Here is a 12,875-nt window from a genome sequence, read left to right on the forward strand (position 1 = left end):
ATCAACGCCCCCTGAGAAACCAGCGGTCCATTTCCGCCAGCGAGAATCGCGTCCAGGTCGGACGCCCATGATTGCACTGCCCGGAGCGCTCGGTGATCTCCATCTCGCGCAGCAGGGCGTTCATTTCCGGCAGCGTCAGGCGCCGATTGGCCCGCACCGCGCCATGGCAGGCCATGGTGGCCAGCAGCTCATCGCGCGCGGCTGCCACGCGTCGGCTCTGGCCGTGTTCGCGCAGGTCCGCCAGCACGTCGCGCAACAAGCCTTCCGGATCGGCATCGGCCAGCAGCGCCGGCACGCTGCGCACATGCAGCGACTGCGGGCCGCTGCGGTTGATGTCGAAGCCCAGCGACGCCAGCGTCTGCGCCTCGCGCTCGGCCACCTCGGCCTCGCGCTCGGACACGGCCATGGTCATGGGCACCAGCAGCGGCTGGGACTTCAGGCCCATGCCGTCGTGCGCCGATTTGAGCTTTTCGTAGCCGATCCGCTCGTGCGCGGCGTGCATGTCCACCACGATCAGGCCTTCGGTGCACTGGGAGAGGATGTAGATGCCGTGCAGCTGCGCAAGCGCATAGCCCAGCGGCGGCACGCCGTCCTCGCTGTCGGCCGGCATCGCCATTGGCGTGCCGGCATAGCCGCTGGCCCAGCCTGGATCGGCCGCGCCCGCATTGGCCGCTGGCGCCGCATACAAGGCGCCATACGCTGCCGGCGCGTCGGCCACGTTCAGGCCCAGCGGAGATTGTCGCGTCGGCATCTGCCAGCTGGTGGGCGCCGCCGCGTAGCCACCTGATGGCGCACTCAAGCCCGCGCCCGCGGCGTAGCGCGCCGCCGGATCGGCCGCACCGGGCGCGGCGACGCCCGGCTGCGGGGTCATGCCTGCCCGCGTCTCGGCCAACGCGTCCTGCAGGGTGCGATAGACAAAGTCGTGCACCAGCCGCGAATCGCGGAAGCGGACCTCGTGCTTGGCCGGGTGCACGTTGACGTCCACCCGGGTCGGGTCCAGTTCCAGGAACAGCACGTAGGCAGGCTGGCGGCCATGGAACAGCACATCCTGGTAGGCCATCTTCACCGCATGGGCGATGTTGCGATCGCGCACGCTGCGGCCGTTGACGTAGACGTACTGCTGGTCTGCGCTGGCGCGCGAGTAGCTGGGCTGTGCGATCCAGCCATGCAGGCGCATGCCGGCGCCGCTGTGCTCCACGCGCAGCCCTTGCCGGGCGAATTCCTCGCCCAAGGTCTCGCCCAGGCGCTCCAGCGCATCGAGGTCCTCGCCGCCCTTGTAGCGGCGCGTCGGGCGGCCGTTGTGGCTGACGCGCAGTTCCACGTCCGGGCGCGCCAGGGCCAGCGAGCGCAACCACTCCTCGATGTGGCCCAGCTCGGTGCGCTCGGCGCGCAGGAACTTGCGCCGCGCCGGCACGTTGTAGAACAGCTCGCGCACCTCGACAGTGGTCCCGCGCTGGTGCGGCTTGGGGGCCAGCTCGCCGAGCTTGCCGCCTTCCACGTGCAGGACCGTGCCGTGCTCGTCCTGTTCGCGACGCGAGGCCAGCGAGAACCGGCTCACCGAAGCGATCGACGGCAGGGCCTCGCCACGAAACCCCAGCGTGGACACCGCCTCCAGATCGTCCAGCGAGGCGATCTTGCTGGTGGCGTGGCGCGAAACCGCCAGCGGCAGCTCGTCGGCCGCGATCCCCAGGCCGTCGTCGCGGATGCGGATCAGGCGCACCCCGCCCTCCTCCAGGTCGATATCGACCCGGCGCGCGCCGGCGTCCAGGGCGTTTTCCACCAGCTCCTTGACCACCGAGGCCGGTCGCTCGACCACCTCTCCGGCGGCGATCTGGTTGATGAGGATGTCGGGGAGCTGACGGATGGGCACTGGCGTGGAAGCGCGGCGCGAGCCGTGGAAGGAAGACCAATGCAGATGATAGCCGAGCGTCCATGCCGAGCCTTGCCGCCGGGGTACTTTCATCGCTCGCGTTGTGCATGCTGTGGGAGCGGCTTCAGCCGCGAAGAGGCTTTCCCGGGAAAGCCTCTACCTGGACGCGGCGCACCGCGCCGCGAGATGCCCACCCACGCATGCTCGGCAGGCTACGGCGCGCTTTCGCTGCTGGAAGAGGACGCGCCCGCCGTGACCTGCCCGGCCGCCATGGCGGCGAACAGCGTGCCCGGCGGCGGCTGTCGGGTGAAATAGGTCTTGACCCCGCTGAGCACCGCGCCAGCGATCTTGCGCTGGAACGCAGGGTCCATCAGGCGCTTTTCTTCATCATAGTTGGAGATGAAGGCGGTCTCGACCAGCATCGAAGGCATGTCCGAGGTTCGCAGCACCGCGAAATTGGCGCGTTCGATGTGCGGTTTGTGGTTGTTGCCAGCGTTCTTCAAACCCGTCAGCACATAGCCGGCAGCATCTTCCGAGGCACGCATGTGGCCGCTCTGCGCCAGGTCGATCAATACCGAGGACAAGGTGTTGTCGGCCTTGCTCAGGCTGACCCCGCCGACCAGGTCCGACGCGTTTTCCTTGTCGGCCAGCCAGCGCGCACGCTGCGAAGACGCGCCCTTGGTGGACAGCACGTAGACCGAAGAGCCGCTGGCGCTGCGATTTTCCGCCGCGTCGGCGTGGATGGAGACGAACATGTCGGCCTTGGCCGCGCGCGCCTTCACCGCACGCTGATTGAGCGGGATGAAGTAATCGCTGTCGCGGGTCAGATAGGCCTTCATGCCGGGCGTGGCGTCGATCTGGCGGGCCAGTTCGCGGGCGATGGCCAGCACCACGTGCTTCTCGTACTTGCCGGTTGGGCCGATCGCACCCGAATCCTGGCCGCCGTGGCCCGGATCGATGGCGATGACCAGCGGGCGCGTGCCCGGCGGGATGCGCGGGGGCGGTGCCGGCGCGGCGGGCTTGTTGGATTCCATCGCATCAGCCGCAGCGCGCGCGGCGGCGGCCTCCGGCGTCACTGCAGGCTTGCCGGTGGCCACGGTGTAGCTGATGCCATTCGGCGTGACCTTGGCCGGCGCATCGGCCGGCTCGGCGGTACGCGCGCCATTGAGGATCTGCTGGGGCGAGAGCCGCTGCGGACCGGGCGCGGCCGAAGCCGCAGCCGCGCTAGAGGCCAGGGCCGCGGTCGCCTGGGCGGCGGACACCGGTGGCGGGGTCGGCGCGGCCGGGGTCGGAGGGGGCGGTGCCATCGCGGTCGCTGCCGCGGGCGCCGTGGCGGTCGACGGGTCCGGGCCATCGCCGGGCCACTCGATCACCAGCCGCGATTGCGCCCCCTGCCCCTCCATGCGCGGGGCCAGCATCGTCACCGACGAATCGAGGTCGAACACCACGCGCAGCGTCCCGGGCACCGGCTGACCGGTGCGGACCGAACGGACCACGCCAGCCGCGGCGGGCAGCTTCAGGCCGGCGCTGGCCTTCGAAGCCGGCAGGTCGACCACCAGTCGCTCAGGTCCGTGCAGGGAAATGGTGGTGTAGGCGCCTGCGCCGTCGAGCTGCAGCTCGGCCCGGGTGCCGGTAGCGCCCACGGCCAGGGCGACTCCGCGCAACTCGCCGGCAAAGACCGGCGTCGCCAGGGTCACCAGCAGGCTGACGACCCCAAGCAGCGGGCGATGACGGGCGGATCCTTTGCGCATGGGGCGGATTCAAACATCATTCACCCCGCCCCGCAATGGGTTTTCCCTTAATAATCCGTAACCTGCCACCACTTCCTGTTAAGCCGTCACAGCAATGTCGCGTTACTGAACGAGTTTGGCGACCGCGGCAACCCACTGCGCTCCCACGTCGGAGGCCGGCACCAGCTCTGCGTATCGACCCTGATCCTGCATCCCCAGCATCAACTTCACGTCGGGCGGAGGAAGGGCCCCGGTTCCGCGTTCGGGCCATTCCACCAGCCACAGCACTACATTGCCCTCGTCCAGGCCCAGGAATTCCAGCTCGCCGGCATCGCCGATCCGGTACAGATCCAGGTGCCAGGCTTCGCCACCGGTCACCGGATAACGCTCGACCAGGGTATAGGTCGGGCTGCGGATCGTGCCCTGCACCCCCAGTTGGCGCAGCAGCGCGCGCGCCAAGGTGGACTTGCCGGCGCCCAGGTCGCCCTGAAGGTGCATCACCGCACGGGCCGGGCGCGTGTCCGCCAGGGCACGGCCGAGTGCGTCGGTGGCATCGGGGTCGGCAAGAAAAAGGCGCTGTGTCTGGGCCATGGACTGCACTTCAGGACGATGGATTGGCGCAGCGATGCAGCCAGGGAAGCAGGTCGGACGGTAGCAGACCGCGCTGGCCGTCCGCTGCCGCGGCGCGGTCGCCGGCGACCGAGTGCAGCAGCGCCCCTGCACACGCGGCGCTGAAGCTGTCGTCGGCGCCCGCGCGGGCCGCACCAATCACCCCAGTCAGCAAGTCGCCCATGCCGCCCACGGCCATGCCTGGGTTGCCGGCGCCGACGACCTGCGTGCGTCGCCCCGGTGCTGCCACCAGCGTGCCCGCGCCCTTGAGCACGACCACCGCCGCATAGCGCTCGGCCAATGCCTGCGCGGCGTGGAAGCGGTCGGCCAGGACTTCGGCGGTGGACACGCCCAGCAGGCGCGCCGCCTCACCCGGGTGTGGCGTCAGGATGGCGTCCCCGAAGCGTTCGCCGCGCTGGGCGAGCAGGTTCAGCGCGTCGGCATCGACCACGCACGGCTTTCCGCTGCGGCGGACCAGGGACCACATGGCATCGGACCAGTCGTCCTGCCCCAGGCCCGGTCCGAGCGCGACCACGTCGCAGCGCTCCAGCAGGTCGGCGAGCGCCTGCCCGGATTCGACGCCGTGCACCATGACCTCCGGCTGCCGTGCCAGGAAGGCAGGCACGTGCTCGGCACGCGTGGCCGCCGACACCAGCCCGGCGCCGCCGCGCAGCGCGGCCTGCGCGGTCAGCAGCAGCGCTCCACCGCTGCCGTGGTTGCCCCCCACGCACAGCACTCGCCCCGAGCTGCCCTTGTGGCTGTTGATCCCGCGTGGTGCGTACCAGCGCGGCAGCAGATCCGGGCCCAGGCGCTCGGCGCTTGCCTGGACTTCGGTAAACAGCTGCGCCGGCACGTCCAGCCCGTCCGTCGCCGTCGCACCGGCCAGGGCCAGGCCATCGCCCGTGGCAAGTCCGCGATGCGGCACGATGAACTGCAGGGTGCGCTGTGCCTGGATGGCCACGCCAGGCGCGCTGCCACGGTCGCTATCCAGGCCGCTGGGGACGTCCAGCGAGAACACCGGCGCCGGGTGCGCATTGGCCACCTCGATCAAGCCCGCCGCTTCGTCTTCAGGCGCGCGCGTCAGGCCGATGCCGAACAGCGCATCGACCAACAGGTCCGCTGGCGGCAGGGCGCCGTCGAAAATGTCCACCGCACCGCCGGTCTCGCGATAGCCCTGCGCCGCGCGCTGGCACAAATCGCTGCGTGGCGCCTGGGACGCGGCGTGCACCACGCGCACCTGTCGCCCGCTTTCCTGTGCCAGCCGCGCCAGCACATAGCCATCGCCCCCATTGTTGCCAGGCCCGCACAGCACCAGCAGCCGCTGCGCCTGCGGCCAGTGCTGCAGGACATGGCGCCAGGCGGCCTGGCCGGCGCGCTGCATCAGGACGAAGCCGTCGCCGCCCAGCTGCGCCGTGGCACGGCGGTCCAGTTCACGCGCGGCGGCGGTGTCGTACAGGGAAACGGGGTGGGCCATGCTTCGGATTTTATACTTGCGCCATGCAAGCCCATGTGCCCGCCCCCGCCGCCGCCGTGCCCGACTACGCCGCCATGGCGCGGCGCCTGCGCATGCTGGCCCAGGATTTCGGTTTCCAGCGCTTTGGCATCACCGGCATCGATCTGGCGCAGGACGAGGCGCATCTGCAGCGCTGGCTGGACGAGGGGCTGCACGGCACGATGGAGTGGATGGCGCGCCATGGCGACAAGCGCGCGCGGCCGGATGCGCTGATTCCCGGCACGCTGCGGGTCATCTCGGTGGGCCTGGACTACGGCCGCAACGACAGCGACGAGGCCTGGCAGACCCTGGCCGATGGCCGCCGCGCCTATGTGGCCCGCTATGCGCTGGGGCGCGACTACCACAAGCTCATGCGCAATCGCCTGCAGAAGCTCGCCGAGCGGATGCAGGCGGAGGTGGGCGCCTTCGGCCATCGCGTCTTCGTCGATTCGGCGCCGGTGCTGGAGCGCGCCCTGGCACGCAACGCCGGGCTGGGCTGGATCGGCAAGCACACCTGCCTGATCGATCGCGACGGCGGCTCGTGGTTCTTCCTCGGCGAGATCTACGTGGACATCCCGCTACCGGTGGACGTGCCGGCCACCGCCCACTGCGGCAGCTGCGTGCGCTGCATCGAGGTCTGCCCCACGCAGGCCATCGTGGCCCCGCACCGGCTGGATGCCCGCCGCTGCATCGCCTATCTCACCATCGAACACGAAGGCGCCATCCCCGTGGAGATGCGCGTGCCCATCGGCAACCGCATCTTCGGCTGCGACGACTGCCAGTTGGTCTGCCCCTGGAACAAGTTCGCCAAGCGCAGCGACGAGCCGGATTTCCGGGCGCGCAACGACCTGGACGTAGCGACGTTGCCGCAGCTATTTGCCTGGGACGAGGACGAGTTCCTGCGCCGCACCGAAGGCAGCCCGATCCGCCGCAGCGGCCATGAGCGCTGGCTGCGCAACATCGCCGTCGCGCTGGGCAACGCCCCGCGCACACCGGAGGTCATGCAGGCCCTGGCAAGCCGTCGCGATCACCCCTCGGCCCTGGTGCGCGAGCACGTGGCCTGGGCGATCACCCAGCAGGACACCGAGCGCGCCTGACCCGCAAGCGCGCGCGGCCGACCGCGTAGGGTGGACAACGCGAAGCTTGTCCACCAACGCACGCGCAGGCTGAACGTGCGACGACGCCATGCACACGTTGCCCGTTCTCGCGATGGTGGATGAGCGCCATCCACCCTACGTAGGGTGGACAACGCGAAGCTTGTCCACCAAGGCGCGCGCGGAGGCTGAACCTGCGACGACGCCATGCACACGTTGCCCGTTCTCGCGGTGGTGGATGGAAGAGCGCCATCCACCCTACGTAGGGTGGACAACGCGAAGCTTGTCCACGGGCGCGCGCGGCGGCTGAGGCTCGCACTACGCCCCGCACCGGCAATGCGTGCCGGTCAGTGCGCGGTGCCGAAGCGTCCCAGTGGCGCGCCGGCCAGCAGATGCAGGTGGATGTGATAGACCGTCTGCCCGGCGTGGTCGCGGCAGTTCATCACCACCCGATAGCCGTCCTCGGCCAGGCCCTCCTTGCGTGCGTACTCGGCCGCGGCCAGCACCAGCCTGCCGACAAGCTCAGCCTGGTCCGGCTTGAGGTCATCCAGCGTGGGAATATGCACCTGCTTGGGAATGAAGAGCACATGCACCGGCGCCTGCGGCGCGATGTCCTTGAAGGCCAGCACGTGCTCGTCCTCGTAGACGATGGTGGCCGGGATTTCGCGACGGATGATCTTGCCGAAGATGGTGTCGTTCATTGGGCAGGAGTGAGCGCAGAGGAGTGAGAAGTGAGCAGAGCTTAGCGCGCCGGGGTGACGAGCTCCCGCTTCCACTCATTCCTCACTCCTCTCCACCCACTCCTCGCTTCAAGGTATCTCGCTGCGCGAACCAAAGGCATGCGACAAGGTGCCGCGGTCCACGTACTCCAGTTCGCCGCCCAGCGGCACGCCGTGGGCCAGGCGACTGGGCCGCACGCCGTGCTGGCGGGCCAGCTGCGCGACGTAGTGGGCGGTGGCCTCGCCTTCCACGGTCGGGTTGGTGGCGATGATCATCTCCTCCACCCCACCCTGCGCCAGGCGCTCGCCCAATTGGTCCAGCCCCAACTCGCGCGGGCCGATGCCATCGAGCGGCGAGAGCTTGCCGTGCAGCACGAAGTACAGCCCGCGATAGCCGGTGGCCTGCTCGATGGCCAGGCGATCCACCGGCGACTCCACCACGCACAGCTGCTGGCGGTCGCGGCTGGCACTGGCGCACAGGCCACAGATCTCGCCCTCGCTGAAATCGCGGCACTGCTTGCATTGGCCGATCTTCATCAGGGCATCGGCCATGACCTCGGCCAGGCGCGCACCGCCACGGCGGTCGCGGTCCAGCAGGTGGTAGGCCATGCGCTGGGCCGTCTTCTGCCCCACGCCCGGCAGCACACGCAGCGCCTCGATGAACTGCTCCAGCAAGGGCGCGCTCATCGCAAGACCTCAGGCATGGATCTGGCGGCTGACTGCATCATGCAGGCGCGATCAGAACGGCAGCTTCATGCCCGGCGGCAGCGGCATGCCGGCGGTGGCCGAGCCCATGCGCTGCTTGCTCTCGGCATCGATCTTGTTGGAGGCATCGTTGAAGGCCGCGGCAATCAGGTCCTCGACCATCTCCTGGTCGGACAGGATCGACGGATCGATGCGCACCTTGCGGCACTCCTTGGCCCCGGACAGGGTCACGGTAACCATGCCGGCGCCGGCCGAACCGGTGACTTCGAGCTTGGCGATCTCTTCCTGCGCCTTCTGCAGGTTCTCCTGCATTTTCTGAGCCTGCTGCATCAGTTGGGCGATGTTTCCACGCATGGGTGTGTTCACTCTTCGAAAGGACGGATGGAATCGGGGACCAGACGCGCACCGCGCTGGATCAGGCGCTGCACATCGGGATTCTGCAGGAAGCCGGATTCGGCCGATGTCTGCCGCGCGTCGCGCTCGCGCTGGGTGCGTTGGGTCAGGGTCTCGGCCTGGATCGTGCCGGCTTCGAACACGATCTTCGGCTGCAACCCCAGCGCTGGCGCCAGTGCCGCGGCCAGGTCGCCGATGGAGCGATCGGTGCGCAGGTATTCGAAGGCCGGCGACAGCGACAGCCGCAAGGTGGCGTTGCCGTAGCCGCCGAAGGCCGCGTTGGCCGCCAGCTCGCGCGAGGGCCCACGCAGGCTGCAAGCCGCCACCAGCGCCAGCCATTGTTCGACATCGTCGATGCCGCGCAGCGCCACGGCGCCTGCTTCCGCGGCCGACATGGGGGGCGCTGAAGGCGCCGCAGGCTGTGAAGGCACCGCGGGCATCGCAGGCGCAGCGTGCGCAGACGGCGCAGGTGCCGGCCCGGCCTGGGCCGCAGGTCGTGGCGATGCTGCCAACGGCGTGGCCACGCGCGGCGCGGCCGGCGGGTCCCACGGCGGCAGATCGTCCCGATCAGGCGCCGACACCGGCGCTGGCGGCTGCGCCGAGCGCACTGCGGCCTGCGGCAACGGTGCGGCCATCGCCTGCTCGGGCGCAGCCAGGGGCGCATCGGCGCCCGCACGGCCCTGCGGCGTGGCCCCCTGTGCGGGAGCCGGGTGAGGCGAGGGAGAAGCCGGCGGCGCCTCAGGCGTGGGCGCCGCCAGCGGTTTTGGGACGGGGGGGCGCTCCTGCGCCATGTCGCTGGCCTGGGCTGGGCGGAAGGCCAGCATGCGTAGCACGCTCATCTCGAACCCGGCCCGGGCGCTGGGCGCCAGGTACAGGTCGCGGCGGCCGTTGATCGCCATCTGGTACCACAGCTGCACCACCTCCGGCCGCAGGCGCGCGGCGAAGGCCGTCGCGTCCAGGCCGTCGGCCTCCTGCACCGTTCCCGGGACCAGCTGCTGCACCTGGATGCGGTGCAGGGCCTCGGCCAGCGCATCCAGCACGCCGTTCCAGTCCGGGGAGAACTCGGCCAGCGTGGCAATCGTGGACAGCAGGCGTTGCCCGTCGCCTTCGGCCAGCGCCTCCAGCAGCGACACCACCTGGGTGCGGTCGACCGTGCCCAGCATGGCGCGCACGCCCTCATCGCTGAGCGAGCCGCCCGCGCTGCCGCCACCGGTGTAGGCGATCGCCTGGTCCAACAGCGACAGCCCATCGCGCAACGAGCCGTCGGCCGCCTTGGCGATCTGGCGCACCGCGCCGTCCTCGTAGGCGATGCCCTCGGCGGTGAGGATCTTGTTGACCTGCCCGGTGATCTGCTCCAGGTCCAGGCGCTTGAGGTTGAACTGCAGGCAGCGCGAGAGCACGGTGACCGGCAGCTTCTGCGGATCGGTGGTGGCCAGCAGGAACTTCACGTGCTCCGGCGGCTCTTCCAGCGTCTTCAGCAGCGCGTTGAACGCCGCCTTGGACAGCATGTGCACTTCGTCGATCAGGTAGACCTTGAACTTGCCGCGCGAGGGCATGTACTGCGCGTTCTCGATCACCTCGCGCACGTCGTCCACGCCGGTGTTGGAGGCCGCATCGATCTCCAGCAGGTCGATGTAGCGCCCGCTGTCGATGTCCAGGCAGGCCGCGCACTGGCCGCAGGGATCGGCGCTGGTGCCGGTCTCGCAGTTCAGCGACTTGGCGAAGATGCGCGCGATGGTGGTCTTGCCGACACCGCGGGTCCCGGTGAACAGGAAGGCGTGGTGCACCCGACCGCTATCCAGCGCATTGCTGAGCGCGCGCACCACGTGTTCCTGGCCCACCAGTTCGGCGAAACGCTTGGGACGCCACTTGCGGGCGAGGACGAGGTAAGACATTGCGCCATTGTGCCGCGCCGGGCGGGGGCTTCCAAGGACGGATTGCCCCGACACCCCGCCCAGCCACGCGCCCGCTTCAGGCCGAAGCTGCGCAATCGGCCTGCGGGGACTCGCAATCGGCCCCAGACACGGCTAGAATCTGCGGCCCCTGAACGCCGCCTGCCGGCAGTGTTCAGGTCACGGAGAGGTGTCCGAGTGGTTGAAGGAGCACGCCTGGAAAGTGTGTAAGCGTCTAAACCGCGCTTCGGGGGTTCGAATCCCCCTCTCTCCGCCAGATTCATTCATCGCATTCCACGATGATGCAACGAACCCGGGCCGCGCGCAGCGCGGCCCGCGTCTATGGTGGCCCCGTCGGCCCCTCGCGACGCTAGGTCGAAAATCCCGCCAGGGCCGGAAGGCAGCAACGGTATCGATCGACGCGGGCGCCGAGGTCAGCCGGCGGGGCCGCCACCTTTTATGAGCCCGGAAACTTGCTCGACGGTCAGCGCCGGCTGCGCGAGCACGGTGGAGCTGTGCGCCTGTCGCGCAGGAATGTCCCAGTAGCAACGCAGCAGCGGCAGGACACAGCCCGCCGGAACCGGCGCGAATCCGTTGCGCATGTAGAACGCGATGGCCCAGTGCGCCGCCGACCACGTGCCGACCAGCATCGGGCGCGGGGGCTGCGCCTGGCAACAATGCCGCAGCAGGATCGAGCCCAGCCCCTGCCCCTGATACGCCGGCAGCACGTAGGCATGGCGGATCAGGCGCGCGTTGCGGACATCCTGCATTCCCATGATCGCGACCAGTGCATCGCCGGCGCGCAGCCCGAAGAAGCGCACGCCGCGCTGGATCTCTTCGGTCAGGGCCTCGCGCGACATGTAAGGCACGTGCCAGCAGTCGGCCGGGATCGCACCTTCGTAGATCACTGCGGCGCGATTGATGACCTCCAGCAGTGCATCGGTGTCGGCTGGGTCGCAAGGACGCACATCGACGCTTCCGGACGGACGTGGAATGACGTGTTCGGACATGTGAGGACCTCCAGTGGATGGAGCGTCCAGCCTGTCGCGTCGGCCTAGCAGCGTCTTGGACGATCTTGCACCGACCCGCGCGACCCGATGCAGGCGCGCGCATAGCCGCCCGGAGTCAGGCCGAACTGCCGGACGAACACCCGGTGGAAATGGCTCTGGTCTGAGTAGCCCACGGCCGCGGCAACGTCCACCAGTCGCTGGCCGGCCCGGATGGCCGCACGCGCGCGCTCCAACCGACAGCGGTTGAGGTAGGCATGCGGCGTCAGGCCGGTCAGGCGCTGGAAGCCGCGCAGGGTCTGGTAGCGGCTCAGGCCGCAGACGCGCGCCATCTGCTCCAGCGAATGGGCAGCAGCCGGCGCGTCTTCCAGCATCTCCTGCATGCGTCGCAAGCCAGGCGCATCGCACGCGGGCATGCGCTGGGCCGGCAGCAGCAGTGCCGCCAGCAATGGCAACAGCTGCGACTGCGCCGCATCGGGCGTGGACCAGCTTGCGGTGGCCGCCGCGCGCAGTGCGCCGAACAGACGCACGATGGGTCGGGTGCGGACCACGGGCGCCTGCAGCTCCAGCGCGACGCCGCGCTCGGCACCGAGATCCTCCACCGCCTGCGCGATCACCTCCGGTGCGAAGTACAGCATGCTCCAGGCGCGGCTGGCGCTGACCGGCGCGCCATCGTGCACCTCGCCCGGGTTGACCGTGATCAGCTCGCCGGCCTGGGCCTGAACCTGCCCGCGCCCGCTCCAGGAGGTCTGCGCGCCAGCGGTGATCACACCGATGCCGAACTCCTCATGCGCATGGCGGGGAAAGCGGTGTTTGGAGCATGCATCGACGGCCATGACACCCGGCAGGTGCGTGGCCTGGGCCGAGAAGGCCTCGCGAAGCCCGCCAGTCGCGCGCCGGGCCATCACACCGCTCCGCGCCAACCGACCATCACGGCCGCGGCGCGTCGTCAGGATGCAGCCAGGTCTGGTCACCGGCCGCGTAGCGCTCCTGCTTCCAGATCGGCACGCGGGCCTTGGCCTCATCGATGATCCAGCGGCAGGCGGCGAAGGCGCCATCGCGGTGGCCGGCGCTGACGCCCACCCACACCGCCATCTCGCCGATAACCAACTCGCCGGTCCGGTGCACGCAGCGCGCGTCGACGATGTCGAAACGCGCCAAGGCTTCTTCGATCACCTTTTCGCCTTCGGCCTGCGCCAGCGCCGCATAGGCCTGGTAGTGCAGTCCGGTCACCGCGCGCCCCAGATTGTGGTCACGTACCCAGCCTTCGAAGCTGGCGAAAGCGCCGGCCCGTGCGTCCAGCAGCTGCGCGCGCAGCGGTGCCGGCTCGATCTGCGACTCGGTCAGGAAGAACCTGGACATCA

General features: G+C 69.7%; 12 protein-coding genes, 1 tRNA gene and 1 other RNA gene. 3 read left to right on the plus strand and 11 right to left on the minus strand.

Annotation, left to right across the window (positions count from 1 at the left end; translation table 11 throughout):
- Nucleotide 1: 1 nt before the first annotated feature.
- The 4 genes from mutL to EPA99_RS10570 all read right to left on the minus strand — a co-directional run bounded on the left by mutL (nt 2) and on the right by EPA99_RS10570 (nt 5,683).
- Nucleotides 2-1,870 carry a DNA mismatch repair endonuclease MutL gene (gene mutL, locus EPA99_RS10555; protein WP_129471462.1) on the minus strand — a complete coding sequence of 623 codons (1,869 nt, stop codon included), beginning with the start codon at nt 1,868-1,870 and terminating at the stop codon, nt 2-4.
- Nucleotides 1,871-2,082: 212 nt separating this feature from the next.
- Nucleotides 2,083-3,621 carry an N-acetylmuramoyl-L-alanine amidase gene (locus tag EPA99_RS10560; RefSeq protein WP_129471197.1) on the minus strand — a complete coding sequence of 513 codons (1,539 nt, stop codon included), beginning with the start codon at nt 3,619-3,621 and terminating at the stop codon, nt 2,083-2,085.
- A gap of 102 nt (nt 3,622-3,723) precedes the next feature.
- Nucleotides 3,724-4,191, minus strand: coding sequence for a tRNA (adenosine(37)-N6)-threonylcarbamoyltransferase complex ATPase subunit type 1 TsaE (gene tsaE, locus EPA99_RS10565; protein ID WP_129471198.1), 468 nt, complete (start codon nt 4,189-4,191; stop codon nt 3,724-3,726).
- A 10-nt stretch (nt 4,192-4,201) separates the two neighbouring features.
- Nucleotides 4,202-5,683, minus strand: a complete 1,482-nt coding sequence (locus EPA99_RS10570; protein ID WP_129471199.1) for an NAD(P)H-hydrate dehydratase — start codon at nt 5,681-5,683, stop codon at nt 4,202-4,204.
- Between the two features lie 23 nt (nt 5,684-5,706).
- Here EPA99_RS10570 and queG point away from each other — a divergent pair, with 23 nt between their 5' ends.
- Nucleotides 5,707-6,798 carry a tRNA epoxyqueuosine(34) reductase QueG gene (gene queG, locus EPA99_RS10575; protein ID WP_129471200.1) on the plus strand — a complete coding sequence of 364 codons (1,092 nt, stop codon included), beginning with the start codon at nt 5,707-5,709 and terminating at the stop codon, nt 6,796-6,798.
- Between the two features lie 344 nt (nt 6,799-7,142).
- Here the strand turns inward: queG and EPA99_RS10580 are convergent, their stop codons facing one another.
- The 4 genes from EPA99_RS10580 to dnaX all read right to left on the minus strand — a co-directional run bounded on the left by EPA99_RS10580 (nt 7,143) and on the right by dnaX (nt 10,507).
- On the minus strand, nt 7,143-7,496 hold the full coding sequence (locus EPA99_RS10580; protein ID WP_129471201.1) for a histidine triad nucleotide-binding protein: 354 nt from the start codon (nt 7,494-7,496) through the stop codon (nt 7,143-7,145).
- 108 nt (nt 7,497-7,604) lie between these two features.
- A complete protein-coding gene (gene recR, locus EPA99_RS10585) occupies nt 7,605-8,201 on the minus strand; it encodes a recombination mediator RecR (RefSeq protein WP_129471202.1) in 597 nt (198 codons plus the stop codon).
- A 51-nt stretch (nt 8,202-8,252) separates the two neighbouring features.
- Entirely contained in the window at nt 8,253-8,573 is a 321-nt protein-coding gene (locus tag EPA99_RS10590; RefSeq protein ID WP_129471203.1) for a YbaB/EbfC family nucleoid-associated protein, read from the minus strand.
- Nucleotides 8,574-8,581: 8 nt separating this feature from the next.
- On the minus strand, nt 8,582-10,507 hold the full coding sequence (gene dnaX, locus EPA99_RS10595) for a DNA polymerase III subunit gamma/tau (RefSeq protein ID WP_129471204.1): 1,926 nt from the start codon (nt 10,505-10,507) through the stop codon (nt 8,582-8,584).
- A 181-nt stretch (nt 10,508-10,688) separates the two neighbouring features.
- Between dnaX and EPA99_RS10600 the strand changes: the two genes are divergently transcribed.
- Nucleotides 10,689-10,781 (plus strand) — tRNA-Ser (locus EPA99_RS10600).
- A 74-nt stretch (nt 10,782-10,855) separates the two neighbouring features.
- Nucleotides 10,856-10,952, plus strand: an RNA gene (gene ffs / locus EPA99_RS10605) — signal recognition particle sRNA small type.
- Here ffs and EPA99_RS10610 read toward each other — a convergent pair.
- From EPA99_RS10610 to EPA99_RS10620, 3 genes are read right to left on the minus strand one after another with little or no spacing between them, the layout of a single operon-like run.
- Nucleotides 10,939-11,514, minus strand: coding sequence for a GNAT family N-acetyltransferase (locus EPA99_RS10610; protein ID WP_129471205.1), 576 nt, complete (start codon nt 11,512-11,514; stop codon nt 10,939-10,941). The two genes, ffs and EPA99_RS10610, sit on opposite strands and share 14 nt — an antisense overlap.
- Before the next feature lie 44 nt (nt 11,515-11,558).
- Nucleotides 11,559-12,416 (minus strand): helix-turn-helix transcriptional regulator, encoded by an 858-nt coding sequence (locus EPA99_RS10615; protein ID WP_129471206.1) that lies wholly within the window; start codon nt 12,414-12,416, stop codon nt 11,559-11,561.
- Between the two features lie 25 nt (nt 12,417-12,441).
- Nucleotides 12,442-12,873, minus strand: coding sequence for a molybdenum cofactor biosynthesis protein MoaE (locus tag EPA99_RS10620; RefSeq protein ID WP_129471207.1), 432 nt, complete (start codon nt 12,871-12,873; stop codon nt 12,442-12,444).
- Nucleotides 12,874-12,875 lie beyond the last annotated feature (2 nt).

This window comes from Pseudoxanthomonas composti, from assembly GCF_004122095.1.
Taxonomy (GTDB): Bacteria; Pseudomonadota; Gammaproteobacteria; order Xanthomonadales; family Xanthomonadaceae; genus Pseudoxanthomonas_A; species Pseudoxanthomonas_A composti.